Source organism: Halopseudomonas sp. (assembly GCF_041579695.1).
GTDB lineage: Bacteria > Pseudomonadota > Gammaproteobacteria > Pseudomonadales > Pseudomonadaceae > Halopseudomonas.
This window is the reverse complement of record NZ_JBFGFI010000018.1, coordinates 14,647-36,104: the sequence shown is the minus strand read 5'-3', so window position 1 is coordinate 36,104 and position 21,458 is coordinate 14,647. Positions and strand designations below refer to the sequence as shown.

Annotated in this window: 24 protein-coding genes and 1 pseudogene; 11 read left to right on the top strand and 14 right to left on the bottom strand. The window is 57.8% G+C overall.

The window, feature by feature from the left end; all coding sequences use genetic code 11:
• Window positions 1-36: 36 nt before the first annotated feature.
• From flgG to ABYA88_RS06055, 8 genes are all read right to left on the bottom strand, one after another.
• The gene (gene flgG / locus ABYA88_RS06090) at window positions 37-822 is read right to left on the bottom strand and encodes a flagellar basal-body rod protein FlgG (protein ID WP_373186076.1); all 786 of its coding nucleotides are present in this window, start codon (window positions 820-822) and stop codon (window positions 37-39) included.
• 43 nt (window positions 823-865) lie between these two features.
• Window positions 866-1,606 carry a flagellar basal-body rod protein FlgF gene (gene flgF / locus ABYA88_RS06085; protein ID WP_373186075.1) on the bottom strand — a complete coding sequence of 247 codons (741 nt, stop codon included), beginning with the start codon at window positions 1,604-1,606 and terminating at the stop codon, window positions 866-868.
• 202 nt (window positions 1,607-1,808) lie between these two features.
• Window positions 1,809-3,164 carry a flagellar hook protein FlgE gene (gene flgE / locus ABYA88_RS06080; RefSeq protein WP_373186074.1) on the bottom strand — a complete coding sequence of 452 codons (1,356 nt, stop codon included), beginning with the start codon at window positions 3,162-3,164 and terminating at the stop codon, window positions 1,809-1,811.
• A gap of 35 nt (window positions 3,165-3,199) precedes the next feature.
• A complete protein-coding gene (gene flgD, locus ABYA88_RS06075) occupies window positions 3,200-3,886 on the bottom strand; it encodes a flagellar hook assembly protein FlgD (RefSeq protein ID WP_373186073.1) in 687 nt (228 codons plus the stop codon).
• A gap of 16 nt (window positions 3,887-3,902) precedes the next feature.
• Window positions 3,903-4,343, bottom strand: a complete 441-nt coding sequence (gene flgC, locus ABYA88_RS06070) for a flagellar basal body rod protein FlgC (RefSeq protein WP_373186072.1) — start codon at window positions 4,341-4,343, stop codon at window positions 3,903-3,905.
• 3 nt (window positions 4,344-4,346) lie between these two features.
• Entirely contained in the window at window positions 4,347-4,751 is a 405-nt protein-coding gene (flgB, locus tag ABYA88_RS06065) for a flagellar basal body rod protein FlgB (protein ID WP_373186071.1), read from the bottom strand.
• Between the two features lie 225 nt (window positions 4,752-4,976).
• Window positions 4,977-5,804, bottom strand: a complete 828-nt coding sequence (locus ABYA88_RS06060; protein ID WP_373186070.1) for a protein-glutamate O-methyltransferase CheR — start codon at window positions 5,802-5,804, stop codon at window positions 4,977-4,979.
• 45 nt (window positions 5,805-5,849) lie between these two features.
• Window positions 5,850-6,776, bottom strand: a complete 927-nt coding sequence (locus ABYA88_RS06055) for a chemotaxis protein CheV (protein ID WP_373186069.1) — start codon at window positions 6,774-6,776, stop codon at window positions 5,850-5,852.
• A 118-nt stretch (window positions 6,777-6,894) separates the two neighbouring features.
• Here ABYA88_RS06055 and flgA point away from each other — a divergent pair, with 118 nt between their 5' ends.
• From flgA to ABYA88_RS06035, 4 genes are all read left to right on the top strand, one after another.
• Entirely contained in the window at window positions 6,895-7,605 is a 711-nt protein-coding gene (flgA, locus tag ABYA88_RS06050; RefSeq protein WP_373186068.1) for a flagellar basal body P-ring formation chaperone FlgA, read from the top strand.
• Window positions 7,606-7,748: 143 nt separating this feature from the next.
• On the top strand, window positions 7,749-8,060 hold the full coding sequence (gene flgM / locus ABYA88_RS06045) for a flagellar biosynthesis anti-sigma factor FlgM (RefSeq protein ID WP_373186067.1): 312 nt from the start codon (window positions 7,749-7,751) through the stop codon (window positions 8,058-8,060).
• A gap of 77 nt (window positions 8,061-8,137) precedes the next feature.
• Complete coding sequence (locus ABYA88_RS06040) at window positions 8,138-8,590, top strand: flagella synthesis protein FlgN (RefSeq protein ID WP_373186066.1); 453 nt, start codon at window positions 8,138-8,140, stop codon at window positions 8,588-8,590.
• 67 nt (window positions 8,591-8,657) lie between these two features.
• On the top strand, window positions 8,658-9,407 hold the full coding sequence (locus ABYA88_RS06035; RefSeq protein WP_373186065.1) for a flagellar brake protein: 750 nt from the start codon (window positions 8,658-8,660) through the stop codon (window positions 9,405-9,407).
• A 17-nt stretch (window positions 9,408-9,424) separates the two neighbouring features.
• Here the strand turns inward: ABYA88_RS06035 and ABYA88_RS06030 are convergent, their stop codons facing one another.
• Window positions 9,425-10,747 carry an MFS transporter gene (locus tag ABYA88_RS06030; RefSeq protein ID WP_373186064.1) on the bottom strand — a complete coding sequence of 441 codons (1,323 nt, stop codon included), beginning with the start codon at window positions 10,745-10,747 and terminating at the stop codon, window positions 9,425-9,427.
• Between the two features lie 304 nt (window positions 10,748-11,051).
• Here ABYA88_RS06030 and ABYA88_RS06025 point away from each other — a divergent pair, with 304 nt between their 5' ends.
• From ABYA88_RS06025 to ABYA88_RS06010, 4 genes are all read left to right on the top strand, one after another.
• Window positions 11,052-12,692, top strand: a complete 1,641-nt coding sequence (locus tag ABYA88_RS06025; RefSeq protein ID WP_373186063.1) for a histidine kinase famiy protein — start codon at window positions 11,052-11,054, stop codon at window positions 12,690-12,692.
• Window positions 12,693-12,843: 151 nt separating this feature from the next.
• Window positions 12,844-13,353: a hypothetical protein gene (locus ABYA88_RS06020; RefSeq protein ID WP_373186062.1), complete on the top strand. Its 510-nt coding sequence runs from the start codon at window positions 12,844-12,846 to the stop codon at window positions 13,351-13,353.
• A 36-nt stretch (window positions 13,354-13,389) separates the two neighbouring features.
• Entirely contained in the window at window positions 13,390-13,641 is a 252-nt protein-coding gene (locus ABYA88_RS06015; protein WP_373186061.1) for a hypothetical protein, read from the top strand.
• Window positions 13,642-13,675: 34 nt separating this feature from the next.
• On the top strand, window positions 13,676-14,404 hold the full coding sequence (locus ABYA88_RS06010) for an ROK family protein (protein WP_373186060.1): 729 nt from the start codon (window positions 13,676-13,678) through the stop codon (window positions 14,402-14,404).
• A gap of 19 nt (window positions 14,405-14,423) precedes the next feature.
• Here the strand turns inward: ABYA88_RS06010 and ABYA88_RS06005 are convergent, their stop codons facing one another.
• From ABYA88_RS06005 to ABYA88_RS05995, 3 genes are read right to left on the bottom strand one after another with little or no spacing between them, the layout of a single operon-like run.
• Window positions 14,424-15,992, bottom strand: coding sequence for a diguanylate cyclase (locus ABYA88_RS06005; RefSeq protein WP_373186059.1), 1,569 nt, complete (start codon window positions 15,990-15,992; stop codon window positions 14,424-14,426).
• An 11-nt stretch (window positions 15,993-16,003) separates the two neighbouring features.
• Window positions 16,004-16,429: a hypothetical protein gene (locus tag ABYA88_RS06000; protein ID WP_373186058.1), complete on the bottom strand. Its 426-nt coding sequence runs from the start codon at window positions 16,427-16,429 to the stop codon at window positions 16,004-16,006.
• Window positions 16,430-16,438: 9 nt separating this feature from the next.
• Entirely contained in the window at window positions 16,439-17,626 is a 1,188-nt protein-coding gene (locus ABYA88_RS05995) for a porin (RefSeq protein ID WP_373186057.1), read from the bottom strand.
• A gap of 168 nt (window positions 17,627-17,794) precedes the next feature.
• On the opposite strand from ABYA88_RS05995, the gene ABYA88_RS05990 reads away from it, so the two are divergent.
• Window positions 17,795-18,628: an inositol monophosphatase gene (locus tag ABYA88_RS05990; protein ID WP_373186056.1), complete on the top strand. Its 834-nt coding sequence runs from the start codon at window positions 17,795-17,797 to the stop codon at window positions 18,626-18,628.
• Between the two features lie 245 nt (window positions 18,629-18,873).
• Here ABYA88_RS05990 and ABYA88_RS05985 read toward each other — a convergent pair whose 3' ends face one another.
• Window positions 18,874-19,461: a YqaA family protein gene (locus tag ABYA88_RS05985; protein WP_373186055.1), complete on the bottom strand. Its 588-nt coding sequence runs from the start codon at window positions 19,459-19,461 to the stop codon at window positions 18,874-18,876.
• A 208-nt stretch (window positions 19,462-19,669) separates the two neighbouring features.
• On the opposite strand from ABYA88_RS05985, the pseudogene ABYA88_RS05980 reads away from it, so the two are divergent.
• Together ABYA88_RS05980 and ABYA88_RS05975 are read left to right on the top strand one after the other, a co-directional pair.
• Window positions 19,670-20,188: pseudogene (locus ABYA88_RS05980) on the top strand (hypothetical protein).
• The gene (locus ABYA88_RS05975; RefSeq protein ID WP_373186054.1) at window positions 20,175-20,321 is read left to right on the top strand and encodes a hypothetical protein; all 147 of its coding nucleotides are present in this window, start codon (window positions 20,175-20,177) and stop codon (window positions 20,319-20,321) included. The pseudogene ABYA88_RS05980 and the gene ABYA88_RS05975 overlap by 14 nt, the downstream one beginning before the upstream one ends.
• Window positions 20,322-20,363: 42 nt before the next feature.
• Here the strand turns inward: ABYA88_RS05975 and ABYA88_RS05970 are convergent, their stop codons facing one another.
• The gene (locus ABYA88_RS05970; RefSeq protein ID WP_373186053.1) at window positions 20,364-21,422 is read right to left on the bottom strand and encodes a GGDEF domain-containing protein; all 1,059 of its coding nucleotides are present in this window, start codon (window positions 21,420-21,422) and stop codon (window positions 20,364-20,366) included.
• Window positions 21,423-21,458 lie beyond the last annotated feature (36 nt).

Genomic DNA, 21,458 nt, shown 5'->3' with positions numbered 1-21,458 from the left:
GAGCAAGACGCAGGGATTTCATCTCAATCATTCCTCTTAGAGGTTCTGGCTGACGTACTGCAGCATCTGGTCGGCAGTGGAGATCACCTTGGAATTCATTTCGTAGGCGCGCTGGGTGGTGATCATGTTGACCAGTTCCTCCACCACGCTGACGTTGGAATTCTCCAGGGTGTTCTGCAGCACCGTGCCCAGTCCATTCTGCCCGGGATTACCGGCCTGGGGCGCGCCGCTGGCACCAGTCTCAAGGAACAGGTTGTTACCGATCGACTGCAGTCCGGCCGGGTTGACGAAGTTGGCAGTCTGCAGGATGCCCAGCTGCTGGACAGCAGGGTCACCGAAAACGGAAATACTCACGGTACCGTCCTCGCCCACGGTGAAGGACTGAACATCGTCGGGCAGCTGGATGGCCGGCTCCAGCGGAAAGCCGTTCGAGGTCACGATCTGGCCATCGGCGTCCAGATGAAAGCTGCCATCACGGGTATAGCCAATATTGCCGTCGGGCATCAGTATCTGGAAGAAACCCTTGCCGTTGATCGCCAGGTCCAGCGGCTGCTCGGTGGTCTGCAACGTGCCTTCGGTAAAGATCTTCTGCGTACCGGCAACGCGAACACCGGTGCCCAGCTGCAAACCCGACGGCAACTGCGTGTCCTGGGTAGTCTGACCACCGGGCTGACGCTTGATCTGGTATAGCAGGTCCTCGAATTCCGGACGGTCGCGCTTGAAGCCGGTGGTCGCCACGTTGGCCAGGTTGTTGGAAATCGTGGTCAGCATGGTGTCCTGTGCGGACAGGCCGGTCTTGCTTACCCAAAGTGCTGCGTGCATGTTCTTCTCCTAGCGCATCGGCAGGCGATGCGGCTGATCAGGTTCAACTGATTTGCAGAATCTTGTTGGTGGTCTGACTGTTTTCTTCGGCCGTGCGCATCATCTTGATGTGCAGCTCGAACTGACGCGCCAGGGACAGCATGGCGGTCATCTCCGCCACCGCATTGACGTTACTGCTTTCCAGGAAGCCCGAGGCTACCCTCACACCGCCATCGGCGGGCTGCTCGACGGCGTTCTGCACGCGCATCAGGCCATCCTCACCCTTGCGCAGCTCAGCCGGATCCGGGTTGACCAGCTTGATACGATCCACCTCCGCCAGCACGTTGGGGCCTTCACCTTCGGCGCGGATACTGATGGTACCGTCCTGACCGATTTCTACCTTGTCAGCCGGTGGCAGTGCGATCGGACCGGCATTGCCCAGCACCGGCATACCGCTACTGGTACGCAGCAAACCGAAAGCGTCAATTTTCAGACTGCCTGCACGGGTATAAGCCTCGGTTCCATCGGGCGCCTGCACGGCAATCCAGCCCTGCCCTTCCACAGCGATATCCAGCTCGCGACCGGTTTCCTGCATGCTCCCAGAGGACATATCGGTACCCGGTCTCTCGGTCATTGCATAGGCACGGGTCGGATGTGTCTCGCCATAGACCGGCATGGAGCGGGCCTGTTCGAAATCGCGGCGAAAACCTGTGGTGCTAACGTTCGCCAGATTGTTGGCATGGGCCTGCTGGGCCAGCATGTTCTGACTGGCGCCGGTCATGGAAATGAAAAGTGATTTGTCCACGCTGTACTCCCGTTGCGACAAGGAATTGCCGCTTTGCTGCTATCAGGGATAGATAAAGCATGGATCATGCCATATACAGGGTATTGCTGGATTGTCTATAAAAAACAAAGAGATGGATAATTATACAAAACAAAAAGCGGCAACATCGGCAAACTTTCGCTCGCCAATATTGCCGCTCTGCCTGAAGCGGGCTGTGCCGGAATTATCTCAGGTTGATGATCGTCTGGGTTACCGCATCGGCGGTCTGGATGGTCTTCGCGTTGGCCTGGTAGTTACGCTGGGAGATGATCAGATTGATCAGCTGCTCCGACAGGTCCACGTTCGACTGCTCCAGTGCACCGGACTGAATGCTGCCCTGCGTACCAGTCCCAGGCGCACCCACCACTGGCTCCCCAGATGCCGAGGACTGAGCCCAGGAAGTCTTGCCCAGCGGAGTCAGGCCCTGCTGATTGGCGAAGTTGGCCAACACCACCTGGCCTTGGATACGGGTCTGACCGTTGGTGTATCGCGCCACCAGCAAACCGGCATCATCGATTTCCAGGCCTGCCAGATCACCGGTAGTAAAGCCGTCCTGTACCACAGCAGTGACCGCGAAACTGGCTGCAAACTGCGTACTACCAGCCAGATCGACATCGAAGGCGGCCGGCGACTCGGCACCAGTTGGCTGGCCGGAACTGTCAAGCGGCACCCAGTTCTGTACCACGCCCATTGGCTGCGGCGTGGTCAGCTCACCTACGGTATTGAAGGTAAGCGGTGTCGGCTGGGGATCAAACGCGGCATCGGTCGGCAATGCGTTGTTGGCTGCGGCGTTGGCAGAAACCTGGCGGCCGTCGATCAAGGTATACATGTCCCACTGGTTACCGTCAGTTTTGACAAAGTATTTGGTCAAAGTATGGGGGTTGCCCAGGCTGTCGAAGACATTGACCGAAGTGGAGCTGTTGTAAGTGGCCGAGTTGGTTGGATCAAAGGTGTCCCTGCCGGCCTCGAGCGCATCAGCCGGAGTTCCGCCAGCGGTGATTTCCGCATTATAAGCCTGCTGCCAGATTGCTGGACGAACGCTGGTCGAATTCAGGTTCAACGTTGCATCCACCACGGTAGTGGCTCTCGGATCCGCTGAGCGGGTGTCGACGCGCAGATCGGTTTGCACGCCTTGATTGATCTGACCAGTCACCGGGTTTACACCAAATCCCTGCAAGCGATCGCCAAAGTTGTTGGAGATGAAACCTTCGCGGTCGGTACCAAAGTAACCGGCACGGGTATAGCTCAGCGCCCCATCGTTACTCGTAACGAAGAAACCATTGCCGTTGATGGCCAGATCCAGACTATTCTCGGTGAAATTTATGTTGCCCTGGGTAAACTGCTGAGCCACGTTGCCCAGCAGCACCCCGCTACCCTGGGCGTTACTACCGGAACCGAGAATGGATGCCGCGTAAACGTCGGCGAATTCTGCGCGCGAGCCCTTGAAGCCGACCGTGCCGGCGTTAGCGATGTTGTTGCCGGTAATGTCCAGATCGGATGACGCCGCCCGGATACCACTCAGACCGATATTGAAAGACATGGTTACTCTCCTAGCCGATGTAGATCGGACGACTGTTACTGACCAATGGAAACGATATTTGAAAGACTGATACTGCCCAGACCGGCAACGTTGAGCATCATTTCGCCGCCCTTGCCATTGCCCAGTGAAACACTGTCCACGTTGGCCGGCAGCAAGGTAGCAAGCTGCTTGTTCCCCCCCCCGACGGCTGCCTGCGCCTCGAACTTGTAGCGGCCAGGCGGCATAAGATTGCCGCTGCTGTCCTTGCCGTCCCAGACGAAGTCATGCATGCCGCTGGGCTGGCTGCCCAGGTTGAGACGGGTAACTACGCTGCCCGCCGCATCGGTTACGTTCACGTAGACGTTATTGCTGGCGCTGGGCAGGGCCAGCTGACCCTTGAGCCCCTTTTCCGTATCAACCATTGCCTGGTTGGCCGGGACTATTACCGTACGCCCGACCAGCGAAGAGGCCTGCAGCGCTTGCGATGACTGGTAGCCGTTGAGCAGCGATTCCATCGACGTGTTCAGTGTCTCGATGCCTTCCACTGTACTGAACTGCGCCAGTTGGGCGATAAACTCGCCATTTTCCTGGGGCGACAGCGGATCCTGGTTATTCATCTGCGTAACCAGCAATTTGAGAAACTCGTTCTTGCCGAGTTCGCCACCCTTGGCATTACGGCTCTGGTCCACCTTGTACTGATCCAGAACGCTTTCACCCACGCTCAGTGCACTAGTAATACTCATGGTCGTAAAGCTCCTGTCACTGACCCAGTGTGAGAACGCGCTGCAACATGGTCTTGGTTGCGTTCATGATTTCAACGTTGGTTTGGTATGCACGCGAAGCTGCCATCATGTTGGCCATCTCCTCGACGATGTTGACGTTCGGATAGAATACATAGCCCTGCTCATCCGCCATCGGATGATCCGGCTCGTAGCGTGACTGCAATTCGGCGTCCGACTGCACCACGCCCAGCACCTCCACACCCTGACCCGCCTGCTCGCGGGAAGCGAAAAGAGACTGCCCCATGCCCTGTTGCTCTGCATACATGGTGGCAAATACCGGATGCCGTGCACGATAGGTCTCACCCGTGCTGCTGGAGACGGTCTCGGCGTTGGCTATATTGCTCGCCGTGGTATTCAGGCGCAGCGACTGAGCGCTCATGCCCGATCCGGAAATATTGAATACGTCGTTCAGGGACATGGCTTATTCTCCGCGCAGGGCTGTCATAAGCCCTTTGAACTTGCTGTTGAGAAAGGTAAAGCTGGCCTGCAACTCGATGGCATTCTTGGCAAACGCGCTCTGCTCGACATCGGCATCCACCGTATTGCCGTCCAAGGCCGGCTGGAGAGGCGTGCGGAAACGCAGACCCGCCGCCTGATCGAGCAGGCTTTCGCCATTGATGTGCCGGGAATGCGTAGTGTTGGTGGCAAAACTCGTGTCGGTTCCGGTCTGCTGGGCGGCGAGTACTGCCGAGAAATCCAGGTCGCGGGCCTTGTAGTTAGGCGTTTCGGCATTGGCTATATTATTCGCCAGGACCGCCGCGCGTTGACCGCGGAAAGTCAGTGCCTTTTCATGTATGCCCAGGGCATTGTCGAAGCTGATTGTCATTGGCGCGTTCCTCTTGTGGCAATAATTGGCCACACAGTTCTCTCTGCGCAATAACAAAGCAGTTTCCATGCCAGAACTTCAAATCGTTTTATTTCAGCAACTTGGGAAGGAAGAATATCCAGAGCGGCAATGAATTACCGTTGGGCGGCGTTCCGTTGGGCGGCACCCCGCTGAAGGGTACTCCGGAATGCGTGGGGTTTGAGGCCCGAGGCTTGCTGCCAGGAGTTACTTGGCCTTATAGACGATGCCGGGGCTGCACTGGACCATCTGATACATCTCAGGCAGACCGTTCAACGCCTCTGAGGCGCCCAGCATCAGGTAACCGCCCGGCTTGAGGGTGCCGTGTATCCGTGTGAGGATGTCTTTCTTGAGCTCTGCCGAGAAGTAGATCAGCACGTTGCGGCAGAAAACAATATCGAATTTGCCGAGCATCGAGTAACTGTCGAGCAGATTCATCGCACGGAATTCGACCCGGCTACGGATGGGTTGCTTGACCGTCCAGCGACCCGGAGTAGTCTGATCGAAATAGCGCGCGAGGCGCTCGGAAGAGAGCCCCCGAGCTATCGACAGGCTATCGTATTCGGCCGACTTGGCCGCAGTGAGAATCCCGCCGGACAGGTCCGTGGCGACAATTTGACAGCCGCCACGCAACTGGCCCGGATTGCTGCGCTCGAATTCGTCAATCGCCATACTCAGAGAATAGGGTTCCTGCCCCGAGGAACAGGCCGCGGACCAGATCCGTGGGCGCTGGCCGGGATTGGCCTTGATGAACTCAGGCAACAACCGGTTCTTCAATACCTCAAATGGATAGGCGTCGCGAAACCAGAGCGTCTCATTGGTGGTCATCGCGTCGACGACAAGCTCGCGCAATCCACTGCGCGGCTGGCTCTGTATTCGCGTTACCAGTTCGCCCAGGCTCTTTATGCCCTGTTGCTCGAGCAGCCGATTCAAGCGACTCGCCACCAGATACTGCTTATTATCGCCCAGCACAATGCCGCACGCTTTTTCCAGAAATTCCCGGAACACCTGAAAATCTTGATTTGCCGAGGTCACGCAGTCCATCCCATCATCAATTGAATTGCTTCCTCATGCGGTGCTCTATTCACGCAGCGCGTGCAGCCGGTCGATAACTCGCTGAGCCAGCTCATCCGGTTTGAACTTGGCCAGGAAGTCATCTGCACCTACCTTCTTTACCATTGCCTGGTTGAATACCCCGGAAAGCGACGTATGCAACAGGATATGCAGGCCGGTCATGCGCGGGTCATTGCGCACCTCGGCGGTAAGAGTGTAGCCATCCATCTCCGGCATCTCGATATCCGAGACCATCATCAGCAGGTCGGATACGCCCTCGCCGTTTTCAACCAGATCGCGAAGCCACTTCAAAGCCTGGGCCCCATCATTGAGTGCAACTACCTCGACGCCGACCTCCTGAAGACAGCGTGCGACCTGCTTGCGGGCAACCGAGGAGTCATCGACGATCAATACCTTGCGCGCCAGAGCCTCGGTGTGCGTAACCTCATCGATCACGCCTTCGCTGATCGTCTCTACGGTCGGCACTACTTCGGCGAGAATCTTCTCTACGTCAATGATCTCGACCATTTTGTCATCCACCCGCGTCACAGCTGTCAGGTAATGATCGCGTCCGGTCCCCCTTGGCGGCGGATGAATATCGGACCAGTTCATGTTGACGATCCGCTCCACGGAACGCACCAGAAAACCCTGCACGCGGTAATTGTACTCGGTGATGATCACAAAGGCGGTACTCAAGTCATCCAGTCCCGGACCACCTGTGGCCTTGTTCAGGTCGATGATCGGCAGCGTCCCGCCGCGAATATGCGCGACCCCACGAACCACGGGGTTGAGCCGCGGCAGGATGGTCAGCTTCGGACACTGCAGGACTTCCTTGACCTTGAAAACATTGATTCCGTAAAGCTGCTGGCCGGCGAGCCGGAACAGCAAAAGCTCCAGACGGTTCTGCCCGACCAACTGGGTACGCTGGTTGACCGAGTCCATTACGCCAGCCATGGGCAACTCCTCATATATATAGAATGAAGCGGCATATATCTTGCTTCATCGTTTGGGTAATACTCGTTACGGCGTTTTTTTGACATGCGCCAACCCACTCGCCATCAAGGTTCATTGTATGCGTTTTCTCACAGGGTGCGCGTTATTGCCGCTATTTTTTTGCGCAGCAGTATCCGCCAATCCACTGATCGATCAGCTTATCGGCGCGACTACTGTTTTTCTTGAGCAGGAAGTTGAAAGTCATCTGCAGCGCAGTGCCCGCGATGCCCGCTACGAGGTCAAGGTCAATCGTCTGGATAACCGGCTGCGTCTACCGCTGTGCCCCGAGGACGCGCTGAACGCCGAACTGGAGAGTCCGGCAGAACCCGTCGGCCGAGTCACCGTGCGCCTGAGCTGCGATAGCGAAGTGCGCTGGCGACTGTTTGTTCCCGCTCAGGTGAGCCTGTATCAGCAGGTACTGGTTACCACCCGCCCGCTGTCGCGCCACAGCGTGATCACAGCGCAGGACGTCAGCATGCTCGAGCGCGACGTCGGCTTGCTGAACAACGCGTATCTGACCGATCTGAACCAGGTAACCGGCCTGCGCCTGCGCCGACAGGTCGCGGCCGATACGGTGCTGGCACCCAATCAGCTAGAACAACAGGAAGTGGTCAAGCGCGGTGACAAGGTGGTCATCAGTGCGGCCAACACACAGGTCTCCGTGCGTATGCCCGGCGAAGCACTGGAGAACGGCAATCTCGGCAGTCAGGTACGGGTACGCAACACCCGCTCCGGCCGAGTAATCAAAGGGCGAGTCACCGGACCGGGTCAGGTCGAGGTTGCGATGTGAAGTTATCCCGGATTTGCTCTATAATCGCGGTAATTGCTACCGCTGAAAAACGTGACCGGATTCACAGTTATTTTTCCTAAAGTTTTGACTGCATCGGCCGTTACAGGTGCTAGTAAAGCATTCAGGTTCTGAGGAAAAACAGAATGGTTATTGACTTCAATGCATCAAACAGTGCCAACCGCAGCGCCCAGACAGGCGCCGCTGCGGTCAAGCGCGATGCGGCCGCCGAAGGCGCACGACCTGCCGCGCAGGGAGAAGCGCAGAACAAGCCCACAGCTGAGGCACAGGTACAGCTTAGTGCCCAGGCCCAGCAACTGCAGGCGGTTGAAGAGCGCCTGCGTGAACTGCCGGTAGTCGACAGCGAGCGCGTCTCGCAGATTCGCCAAGCCATCAGCGATGGCACCTATCAGGTGGACAGTGGCCGCATCGCGGACAAACTGCTGGCTCTGGAGTAATAATCCGGAGTCACTGCCGGACGGGCATCCGGTGACTTTGCTCAGGCAATCGGAGGCGGAAGGAGCGGATGGAACACATGGAAAATGTATTCTCCCAGGCGCAGCTTGATTGCGAAGCCTTTGCCGAGCTTCTGGACCAGGAGCAGCAGGCTCTAATCGACCGCAACATGGCTGAACTGGAAACCCTGCTCGCCGCCAAAACCCCGTTGGTCAACGCCCTCGCACACCATGACCATGCCATCAGGGCCTGGTGCACCCAAATCGGTGTTGCACCCGGCGACAGTCTGCAGCATTACATCGAAACCTCCGGCTCCCCTGCCCTGTCAGAACGCTACATGGCTTTCCAGGATGCACTGAAACGGTGTCAGGCCGCGAATCTGCGTAACGCCAGACTGGTCCGCCATAACCAGCAAGCGACTGGTCATCTCCTCGATCTCCTGCGCAATCAGGGCGAATCGAGTCAGAGCGTCTATGACCGGCAAGGGCTTGCCAGCCGCTCCGGAACCCAGCGTAATCTGACCAAGGTCTGAGAGGCATCCCGAAAAGACGGCTTGCTGTATAGTTATACACATGTCTTTTTGAATTCGAGAGCTTTCAGTGTCCACGTTATTCAACCAAGAAGCTGGTCCACAGCCCCCACGCGACGTCCGGTCGCCTATCGAAATCCTTTCCCTGCTGAAGAATATTCAGCAACGCCGCGACCCGCTGCGCGTCACTTTTCCAGAGCGTACCCAGAAATTCCAGAGCTTTATCGTGCAGATTGATACCGCAACGAAAATGCTCTGGATAGACGAGATGATTCCACGTGACGGCGATCGTTATGCTACTGCCGGGGAAGCATTTCGCGTGGATGCCTGGCACGAAGGTGTACACATGCGCTGGGATTGCGCCGGGGCACAGCGGCTGATGCTTGAGGGCGTGCCAACCTACTGCGCTCCCCTCCCGGAAGAAATGATATATCACCAGAAGCGCGGCGCCTTTCGGGCAGCCGTCAAACGAGGCATGCAGCTCGGCTTGCATCTGGGCCATGCCAAGCGCGACGTCTCGCTCGACGGAACGCTGGTGGATATTTCAGCAACCGGTTGCAAGGCCCGATTTTCCGGAGACTGTACTTCGCAACTGCCGCCCGGCGACCTGTTCGAACACAGCTGGCTGGAGCTTCCGGAAACCGGCCGACTCAGTACTGGCATAGAGATACGGCATGCTCACTATGGCCCGGACAGCAATGAAACCCAGGTCGGTTTGATGTTCCACAACCCCGCAGCAGGCGCCCAGCGCCAAATTGACCGCTTCGTCAATTTTCTGCAGCGCGAGGCGCGCCGGCTGGAAAAGGAAGACCTCTTCTAGCCGGAGCAAATTGTCAATTAACCCGGCCGGTGATCGTCCTGATCCTCATCCAGATCAGCGGCACTTCCCTGTGCCGCTCCGTCGTCACGCATCTGTTCTTCCACCTGCTGTTCGTCTACCCGCGGATCCATAGCCGCGGCCAGCGAGGACGTCACCAGGTTACCGCCCGCAGGCAGGAAGTGGATCGGCGCATCGAGCGACAGATGTTCACCGGTGACACGCTCGGGCCTTATTCGCATGACCAGTATCAGAGTGCTGAGCGCCATGAATACGTAGAGCATATTCGGGCCGAGCAGTGTCATCAGCACTGATGCAAGCAAGGGCCCGAAACTGGCACCCAGCCCGAACGTCACGAGCAGCATGGCCGACAATGCCACGCGATCCTCCGGATCAACGTGGTCGTTCGCCAGCGCCACGGCAAGCGGATACAGCGTAAACGCCAACAAGCCGAACAGGCTCGTCATCACCAGCAGCCCGAAAGGAGGTAAAGGCACTAACGCAATGATCAACACCACCCCGGTAAGCACAATGGAATTGATCTGGATCATCCGACTGCGATCCAGACGATCGGAAAGCCAGCCGGCAGGCCACTGGGCAACCAGCCCGGCACCAATGGTGACCGCCATGAAGATACCCACCTCCGATGTCGCCAGCCCCACTCCTGTGGCGAACACAGGGGCCATGCCGTAGAACGAACCGAGCAGTAGCCCCGAAACGGCAACCGTAGTCAATGCCAGCGGAATCCGGGCAACAAACATACGCACCTTCATTGGCGCCGGATGCAACGGTGCCGGGTGAATACGATTGGTCACCGCGACCGGCACCAGGCAGAGCGAGAAGCACATGGAAACGATCAGCAGGTGACTCAGGTCGAGCTCGGGCAGCACGGTCAATACACCCTGGCCCATCGCCAGGCCAAGAAAGGTCACCGACATGTAACTGGCAAACACCATGCCGCGCTGGTGAGGCTCTGCCTGCTCGTTAAGCCAGCTTTCCAGAACCATGTACTGGCACATCATTGCCACGCCGACTATGACTCGTAACACAAGCCATATCTGTACATCCGCCGTCAGCGCATGCCCCAGCACCGAGGCGGTTACCACGCCTGCACTGGCGACAAAGGCGCGAATGTGTCCAACCTTGGCTATCAGCCGATGCCCGACCGAGGCGCCGGCTACCAGGCCGATGTAATAGCCGGTCATCAGCAGACCAATCCAGATCTCGCTGACACCCTCTGCCGCCAGCCTCAGACCCAGATAGGTGCCCAGCAGGCCGCTGCCGGCCAGCATCAGAAAGGTGGCAAAATACAATGAAGAAAAGGCCATGATACTTCTGGGCATGCAAGCTCCGCATTCGAGGTGGGTCTGGTAGTGGGTGCAATGGCGTTTGATGAACAATCTAGAAGAACGATATGAAATACACGGAAACGTGGGCCTGCAGGATCGATATCACCTCCAGGACCGCGCATATTAGCAGCTGGATCGAGTTCTTCCCATGGGCATCAGTGAAGAAATAATGTAACGGCCCCTGGCCGACCGATTTGGCGACAAGCATTTTTAAAATGCATTAAGAGGAATCCCCGACCAGTTACGTTGTCATAGCATTGATCCATTCATTCACCTGTTTACAACGGCGGGAATGATCGTGCCTACGACCACAAGTGCCAGGCCTCTACAGGGCAACGCGAACAACGCAAGCCTTACAGTTACTCCCAACGAATCGCTTTTTCGCTTGGCATTGGATACCTCGCAGACCTCCATGCTCATTACCGATCCCCACCAGGCGGACAATCCGATAATTTACGCCAACAAGGCTTTCGTTAACCTGACCGGTTACAGCGCTGCAGAAATACTCGGGCGTAATTGCCGGTTTCTGCAGGGGCCGGAAACCGACCCGACAGCGATCGCCTGTATCCGCCAGGCCATGACGCAACGGCGCGAGGTCCGCGTCGAGCTGATCAACTACCGCAAGGACGGCACGCCATTCTGGAACGAAATGTCGATTTCCCCGGTGTTCAACGATACACATGAACTGACGCATTTCTTTGCCTCGCAAAAGGACATTACCCACCAACGGGCTGCCAATGAGGCTCTGGAGCAGATGCATAAAATGCAGGCACTAGGGGATCTTACCGGCGGGATTGCCCATGACTTCAATAACCTGCTGCAGGTCATGGGTGGTTATCTGGACATTATCCAGCGCAACGCATCCCGGCCCGCCTGCAATCTGCAAAGCATTTCGCTCAGCGCAGCCAGTGCCAGGACGGCAGCGGAGCGGGCAACCATGCTCACCCGCCAGTTGCTCGCTTTCTCGAGCAAGCAAAGACTCGAAGCCAGATCGCTCAATCTCAATGACGTCGTGGTCGCGGCCCACCGCACCGGAAAGCATGTTACGAGCGACATCAGGCTGCAGACCGAGCTGGCGCCTGACCTGTGGAACAGCCATATCGATCCGGTTCAGACAGAAATAGCCGTGGACAATATCCTTTCCAACGCATGTGACGCGCTGAAGGACAGACCGAACCCCAATATCCGGATACAGACCGCAAACGTAGCTATCCAGGGTCCACCCGGCATGCCCGCTTGGGGTGGCCTGCTACCCGGGCGCTACGTCAGCGTCGCCATATCCGACAATGGCACGGGCATAGCTGAATCGATTCTGGACCGGGTGATTGACCCGTTCTTCAGTACCAAAGGTGAAGGTCGTGGTGCCGGTCTTGGACTCTCCACCGTATACGGATTTGCGCTGCAATCGGGGGGGACGGTGCGGATCTATTCCAGAGAAGGCGTGGGCACCACCGTCAGGCTTTACTTCCCGGCCTGGGCCGACGGTATCGCTGGGGCTGCGGCCGATGAGCCGCTATCCACCCCGAAAAACAATGCTCCGCACGGAACCGAGGCGATTTTGATCGTCGAGGATCGTCACGATGTTGCAGAACTGGCTCGCAGCGTGCTGAAAGACTATGGCTACCAACCGCAAATCGCTCGCAGCGGTGATGACGCATGGGTTCGGCTGACGGACGGTGAGCAATACGATCTGGTGTTCAGTGACGTGGTCATGCCAGGCAAATTGAACGGCGTCGAGCTAGCGCGAAAAATTGGCCAACACTACCCGGCAACGAAGGTATTGCTGACCACTGGTTTCGCCGACAACACCATTGAATGCACTGATTGTGCCGGTCAGCGGTTCGCAGTGCTGGCCAAGCCCTATCTGGCACGTGAACTGGGGCGGCGGGTCCGGGCGCTGCTCGGCAGCGGCCCGGCTCAGCAGCCAGCAATAGATTGAGCTTCACCATCGCGGAAAAAATGAACGTTCAGCAGGGGGGCAAGTCAATCATGTAGGCGCAGCAACGCATCGCTAATGCTCCCGGCAGACAGCAGTTCCAGCCGGTCATTTCGCATGACCTGCCGCGCTAATCAAATAAAAGGAGAAAGACATGGCTCACGCGACAGATACAACTACCGCCGCGCCCGCTCTCATGCGCTTCTCGTGGGGCGCTATCTTTGCCGGCGTGGCGGTCGCTGTGGTGGTCCATCTGGTGCTTAGTATCCTGGGGATGGCTATCGGTGTCGGCACTATCGACCCATTGCAGGAAACCAATCCGGTAGAAGGTATCGGTTTAGGCTCAGCGATCTACATGATTGTGGTGGCGATCATCGCTCTTTTTGCCGTTGGTTTTACTGCCGGGTCCCCGGCACCGGTTCAGGATCGACGCGATCGCACACTACATGGCCTCACTATCTGGGCTGTCGTCACCATCATGACCTTCGCGCCGCTGACCAAGGCGGTCGGTCGAGTCATTGGTGGCACCGCAAACATCGAGGCAACAGGCCTGGGTCAAATTGGACAGGCAGCTACTGCGGTAATGCAGCCCGTCGCCGAGGAGTTGCGTGAACAGATGCGCGAGGCGGATATCGATATCGATATGGCAGCGATCCGCCGTTAGGCACGCGCCATCCTCGAGGATGCGGAGGCGGAGGAATTGCAAGCCGAACAGGTAGAACAGGAAACCGAGCAGCTCAGAGAGGAAGTCGCCCGAACTGCAGAACAGGTCGCACGAACCCCGCAGGATGCTAATGAGCAGATCCAGCAGATCCTAAATCGCATTCAGAGTGAGATGCGCGAGAAGATGAACGCGGCAGACAGGGAAGCACTTATCAACGTACTGGTCTCGCGCACCGACATGACCGAAGAGGAGGCCCAGCAGGCTGTTCTGCGGGTGGCCGGGACTTGACGTCAAGCGCAGAGACAGCTCGGAGGACAAACGCATGGCCGCAGACATTCTCGCCATCGACATAGGCGGCACCAGTATCAAAACCGCAGTACTCGACTCCCAGGGCAAGTTGCTTAGCAAGCGCTTGCGCGTTCCGACCCCTCACCCCTGCCCTCCCGATCTGCTGGTCAGTCTGGTCACCGATCTGGTACAAGATCTGCCGGCCTTTGAGCGTATTTCGATTGGTTTCCCGGGGGTCATCCGCAAAGGCCGCATTCTCACGGCCGCCAACCTGCAAAGCGAAAAATGGTTCGGTTACGACCTGGCTCAGGCGTTGTCCGCGCGACTGGGAGGCTGTCCGGCGAGAATACTCAACGATGCCGACATGATCGGTCTTGCATTGATTGCCGGCCAGGGCATCGAACTGGTGGTCACCCTGGGCACCGGGTTTGGCAGCGCATTGTTTCGTAACGGTGATCTGATGCCTCACATGGAACTGGCTCATCACCCGGTCGCAGATAATCGGACCTACGACCAGTACCTAGGCGATGCCGAACTCAAACGCATTGGCAAACTGCACTGGAATGATCGCATAGGGCATGCGCTGGGACTGCTCAATACGCTTTTTCACCCGGATCACATACTCCTGAGTGGTGGCAACGCGCGCAATATCGATGTCGCTCTTCCACCCAATGCGCAGATAATGCCCGATGCTATCGGTATCGCCGGTGGCGCCGCATTGTGGCGTGAAGACAATCAGCTGTCAGAGCTGTTTTCTGGCTGATAACATGGCAACGCTGGCGTTACTGCTGATGAAAGCGGTAGCAGTTCCGTCCCGCCTGTTTGGCGCGATACATCGCACTGTCTGCCATATGCAGCAGAGCATCCTCGGTACCGGCATCTTCTCCCAGAACCGCGATGCCCAGGCTGGCGCCGATACCTACCTGTGTTTCCTGGTCGATGACAAAAGGCTCGTTGACGCGTTTGATAAAACGACTGACGATCTGCTCGACGTCTGTACGACGCACCGGACCATCCAGCAACACCACGAATTCGTCTCCGCCCAGACGCGCAACATAGTCAGCCTTGCGCACCATTTCCGTCAGAAGCCCCCCCACATGTTGCAGGACCAGATCACCTACAGCATGACCAAAGGTGTCGTTGGCCAGCTTGAAGCGGTCCAGATCGAGCATGACCAGGGTGCAGCGATAACCCGGATCACTCTGATACACCCGCACCGCAGCCTGCAGCCGACGAGACAGGCCGCGGCGATTACCCAGCCCGGTCAGCGAATCGGTTACAGCCATTTCTTCCGCCGCATTGGCAGCCAGATAACGCTCGGTAATATCGTTGGCCACCCCCTGCATGCGCCCTTCCTCGAACCGATTGAATAACAGACTCAGCCAGCGGGGCCGCTCTGAGCCCTCCAGCTTCACATCGAGCTGTCTCGGCGTATTGTCGGCCTGCAGACACTGCAAAACGTTATCCAGTTGCACCTGAGCCTCACCCGTCAGGTCGCGCAAGTAGAGATCGCGTTCGTCCAGATCCACTGCCCTGTCCAGGGCGAACATTCGCAGAAATGCTGGGTTGGCTGAAACAAGCCGCCCATCGGGGTCCAGTTCGAAAATGCCCGCCTCAACGTTATCAAAAATGGTCCGATACCTACGCTCCTCCATTTCGCGCTGCAGCCGCTGCTCACGCTCACTGCGCAGGGAAAATACCAGACGATCAATCATGACGTTCACACTGTTTACCAAACGGCCCAACTCATCCTCTTCGTTACCCGGCGGCATCTCGAGCTTGTGACCGTCTTCTGCGGCGAGAAGGCGGATGCCGTGGGAGAGGGTCTTGATCGGCCGGGTCACTACCCTGATGATCACCAGCACCACTGCGATGCCGATGCCGAACAACTGCAAGGTCAGAATCGCTGCGGTAAAAAGGGACGCTTCCAGCACAGCGCTACGGATCTCGTCCGTGTTCGGGGTCAGGACGATACGGCACACCTCTTCGCCCGGAATAAAGGGCGAAACCACAATCCGCTCGAGCGGGACGGCAGAGGGACTCGTCGTTACCTGACCGCGCCGGACCAGTACCGTATCACGCTGCAATATCTGCACCCCGGCGACGATCCGGTTGGCCAGCAGACCATTAGCCACCTCGCCAGCCAGCTCGCTATTATCCAGGAAGCAGGCGACCTGCACGGTTTGCTCTACCGTATTCAGCAGCTCGCTGAGGCGCTGGTATTGCTTCGCTGATTCACGGCTTTCACTGATCAACAGCGCTCCGACCAGCGACAACGCGCCCAGTCCGGCAACGGCCAGCAAGGTCAGCGCTGCACTGCGCAGCGCGAGCCGGGTGCGGAACGGGCGCATTGCCAACCTCACTACGGGGCTACCTCGGCAATCCTGGCAACCACCTTGATATCCGCCGGGACTTCGGCCGCATCAACAAAACCCAACGCACCCGGATTGCGCCGCACGTACTCCAGCACATCTTCCGCTGATTGAAGCTGCAGCGGTGGCGAGACCTGTCCCGAGAATACCAGGCGCGCCCAGTAGGAGTTGATCTCGGCCAGATCCTTGCTCACCAGGGCCCGATAAAATCGCTCCTTGAGCGGAGAAAGATCGACCGGTAACGCTGACTCCCCGGTGGGAAACTGACGGTAGCGGCCCATGTAGATATTGATTAGTTGAGCGCGATCCAGGGTGACCACCTGGCTGTCCGGGTGCGCCACCACGGCCAGGTCCGCACCCACAAGCGGAGAGGCCAGCGTAACCAGCAAGATGAGGACGGCCGATACTCTTTTCATGTCGGCATCCTAAAAGACGAAGTCCAGGTTGATGCTCAATACCTGCGTCCGCCCATCCCAGTCCGGCTGGATATTGCGCCAGAGAAAACCAGCCTGGTCGACGTTGATGAAATCCAGTTGGGTTTTCAGAGCCAGGTTGCGCGAGAAGTCATATCGCGCGCCAAAGGACAGGGCCTGCTGCGTGATACCGGTTTCGCCATCAAAGTTCAGGCCCAGTTCACGATACGTGACACCCTCTGTGCGGGAGCCAGACAGCGAAACGTAGGGCGTAAACGGTTCCATCCGATAGCCCACCGTGACGAAGGCAGAATCGACATCAAACTCGTCACCGGGTCGATTCAGATGGCTGGCCATCGCCTGCACATAAAAGCGCCCCCTATCGTAAGCGAGCCCAAGGGAGGTCATCTGCATGTGTACCGGCTCGATAATGTCCTTCAATACATTTGCCAGCGCGGGGTCGAAGAATTCAGCGAAGCGGATCGAATTCATGTATTCACTGGAGGCGTCGAATTCATATTGCAGCTCGGTGGAGCCCAACTGCAGATGCCATGCATCCCACTGATAGTTGATATGGCCGCCATAGACCCGCGTGCCCTCTGCATCGAGCACAACGCCGTCGATGCCGGCTGATATCTTCTCGTCGGCGCGCCCAGCGTAAAGCTTGCCCCACAACAGGCCCGGCCCCAGGGGGCGCTTGAGCGTAATATCGCCACCATCGATGTGGGTTATATGGCGGACACCGTAATAGTCGACCGGCGGTCGTACCCACAGATAGGAGTAGCCGACATCGCGCGAGTCGGCGAGCATGTACATGTCCAGCGCTACGCGGCCCAGGCGGAACTGCTTGCCTGCGTCCGGGGCATAGCGCAGGAACGCCCAGGTCAGCTGCGGATCATAACGGCCGCGATGGTTATAGCGACTGACACCTTGCACCACCGCGTCAAGCTTGTCGTTGAAGCGCCAACCCAGCTGCAGTCCGACCCGGCTGTCGACGTCATGACTCCAGCTGTTGGCGGGGCCATCCAGCTGGTTGATATCGCGAATGAATTCGGCGTCGCCGGTAGCGTTGTAAGTCGTGCCCAGGGTGCCAAAACCGCGAACGGACAAACGGCCGTCCAGGTAATCGACCGCCACGGCGTCGCCCGCAGCCATCAATGCAAGGGCGAGCCCGGATAGACAAAAGCGGGAAAACTTCATAACTTTCAATGTCTACTGTTATGTTGGTGGCACATCTTAATGAGTGCAGCGAACAAAGACCATGACCGTGATGGCCAATTGACTGCATTCCGTCGGATAAATGCCGTCAATTAAATATTGGTCGCCCCGAGGCATACAGACCGAATCAATCGGACAAGTGGAATAAGCATGCAGGAATCTTCCAGAACCCCCGACCTCAGCCAGATTGACCTGGATGGACGTTACAAGCTTGCCCAGGATCTGGCTCTGCAGGCTGCCAGAGAAGGAATGCACCACTACCGCGAACGCTCGCAACTGACCGTCGAGCACAAAGGTGAGGATCTCCAGGATGTGGTCAGCTTCGTCGATCGGCGACTGGAAGAACTGATCCGCAAAGCCCTGCAGCAGGACTTTCCGGAGGATGGATTTGTCGGTGAGGAAAGCGGCTCAGCCCGGCTGGATGCTCGCTGCGTATGGGTGGTGGATCCGATTGACGGAACCGCCTGCTTCGTCAACGGACTCCACGCATGGTGCGTATCCATCGGGATGCTGGTCGATGGGGTGCCCTGCCTGGGAGTGATCGCCGATCCAAATCACGACGAGCTTTTCCATGCCTGCACCGGCCGCGGCGCATTCGTCAACCAGACGCCATTAAGCGTCAGTCAGGCAACCAACGTAAACGACGGGCTGACCGGTGTGGGCACTTTTCATCCGCAGGGCAAGGAGCACTTTTTGCCGTTCCTGCAAAAGCTGCTCGACCACGGCGGAATGTTCACACGCAACGGTTCCGGCGCCCTCACCACCGCCTATGTCGCAGCCGGCCGGCTGATCGGTTATTACGAGACCCACCTGAAAAGCTGGGACTGCCTGGCCGGTCTCGTACTGGTGGCCGAGGCAGGCGGCCGGCGCAACAACTTCCTGCGCGGCGATGGATTGCTGCACGGCAACCCCTTTCTGGTTGCAGCGCCCGGTGTCTATGACGATCTGGCCGAGATGATCGGGCCTTCCCTGGACCAGGACTGACCCAAAAGCGTAGTCGCCACTAGCCGTTTTCAGCGCCGGCCGCTATCTGGGCCCGCAACTCGAGCAGACCGGAGCTCGACTGGGAGAAGTTCACATACACCGGATCAAGCTGTTCAACCCGGGTAAGCAAGGCACCCTCCGTGCACCGTACCAGCGCACCGACGGTCCCTTCCGTGCGGCCCGCAATACCACCGATAGGGGCTTCAACCCGGGTATGACCCAGGTCCAGTTCGGCGGTTCCGTGGTCAGCTAAACGCGAGCCATAGCCAGGCCGCCGCAAGCACCAGGAGCAACAAACCTATCTGCAGCGAATAACGATGCCAGAGGCGCAGTGCCGCGTCTCCGGCGAAATGCACCAGTAGCGCCAGGCCGAAGTAACGCAATGAACGCGATAATGTCACGGCAAGTAAGAAGAGCAGAAACGGATAGCCGACAACACCGGCAGCCAGCATCGCTATCTGCAATGGGGTAGGCGTTACACCCACCGCCAATATCGCAGTAAAACCCTTCTCGCGTACCTGGTCGGCAAAGTCTTCAAAGGTCTCGCCGTTGCCTGCCAGACCGAGCAACATGTCACCCCATTGCTCCCACGCCAATACGCCGAGCCAGTAGCCCAATGCCGCAGCGGTGATATTTCCGGCCAACGCCACCGTAGCGATCGTCCAGCGGCGATGCGGATGGCTGAGCATCCAGGGAATCAGGATGGTCTCGATGGGGATTGGCATGATCAATGTTTCCGCCATCGAAAGACCGAACAACATTGGCAGCGCCCATGCAGACTGGTCCAGTCTGTCCAGCCAGGTTTGCGCCGAAAGTTGTTTGAAACGCGGCATAGCTTTAGGCCATTTCCGTCAGATGATGAACTACCTGTGAGCAAGAGATGTGCGAAGACCCACTCAAGACACGTATCAAGCCAACTAATTCAGCCACAACGCCCAAATTGGCGCCCCCGGCCAAATTCACTATAACAAACCCGGATCTTGTGCCTCCAACAGGCGCTGAATCCGGCTCTGCGGAAACAGGGCGACAAACAGACCTGGGATGCTTGCTGGTACACCGGCATGCCTGCACCTGGGGTATTCCGTCGCGCGAGTCCCGAGCGCAAGACCGGAGGATTACCACGCGTTGCAGGAAGCCGCACCGCAGAATCCTGCAAAGCACTGGATCCTCAAGCCCGCGAATGCTTTGCGCCGCCGCGGCATTCGCGTGCTGACCGACGTGGCCACTGCTCCGGTCGAGGCGCCGTGAATGGTGCAGCAATATCTGGAAAAGCCGCACACCATGCGAGACCGCAAGCATGTACTGCGTCTTTATGTGCTGATCGCCTCGATCGAACCGCTACGCGTTTATCTCTATGAACAGGGCTTCGCCAAGCTGGCGTCCGAACCCTACGACGTCAATGACGCCGACAATATCTGCAGCCAAAGTCATGTAGGTCTGATCACTGCCGCACTCTCCCTGCGGGATGATCTGTCCCTGGCAGGCTGTAATCCAGCTGCTAGCCTCAATGATGTGAAAGCCATTGAGCGGGTAATGGAGACAGATCATGAGCGAAGCTGAACAGACAACCTGGCAAATGAGCGGTGATGATCAGGATCCACTGGATAGCCCGGACGACGTCGAAACAGAAAAGCAGTATGAAGAAGAGCCCGAAGCACTCCCGGACGATGCCGGTGTGAATGGTGAGGACTGAAGCCCGCAGATCCGGGTGCAAGCCTGTAAAATCGCGACCTTATCAGCTGGCCTCGATAGCACCGACTTCGACCCGGTTCCGGCCCAACCGTTTACCCTCGTAAAGTGCCATGTCAGCACGCGCAATGGCCGCACCCAGGTTCTCCCCGGCGCGATACTGGGTCACGCCGATGCTGACTGTGACAGATATATGCAGATCCTCGAAAACCCAGGCATGGATTTCGACAGCGCAACGAATGCGCTCGGCAGTCCGGATCGCCTGATCCCTGTCGGTGCCAGGCAATACCACAAGAAACTCTTCGCCGCCCCAGCGACCAATATAATCCTGATCACGCAATGTCTGCGCCAGCACCGTGCTGATCCGCTTGAGAACACGGTCGCCTGTGTCATGCCCATAGCGGTCGTTGAATTGCTTAAAATGGTCGATATCCAGAAGCAGGAAGCTCAGCTCTCCGGGATTGCGGCCATGGCGGGCGATGTCCTTCTCCGCCAGATCTGACATGTGCCGCCGATTGAACAGACCGGTCAGCGCGTCAATGGTCGCCATCCGGCGCAGTGCGCGCTGACTCGCAGAAACCGTCGACACATAGAACAGTGAAAGATAGCTGAACATGCAGAATACGACCGTCAGATTGAACAGGAACACACCGAGAAGACCGGCGGGAGAAATAGGCTGTAGCGGCTCGACAAACCACATTACCGCGTAAAGACCCACGTAGTAGCCCCAGAGTGCACCCACTGCGAACCAGGCGTTGCGTCGCGACATACCGGCAAATAACGCGGGTATGAACATCAACAGGAAATAGTGGAAGCCACTGTCCCAACCGATCAGCAGCGTGCCAAGCGCAGCGTGGATGATGACTTCAATCCAGATAAGGATGATCGCAGGACCGTTGTAACGTGCACCCAGCAGCCAGTAGGCGAGCATATATATCGCCACACTGACCACGTTGATCCAGGCGAGTATCGGCGAGCCAAGCAGGTGAAAGAGAAAGAAGAACGCAACATCAACCGACGCTGCCAGCTGGCAGCAACACCTGGCCAGCTGCCAGAATTGTGGCCTGCCACTACCCTGCCCGCCCGCTATGTTAGCCTTGTCCATCGACAAACCACTCCTTCCATGGGGTCTGGTCAGCAA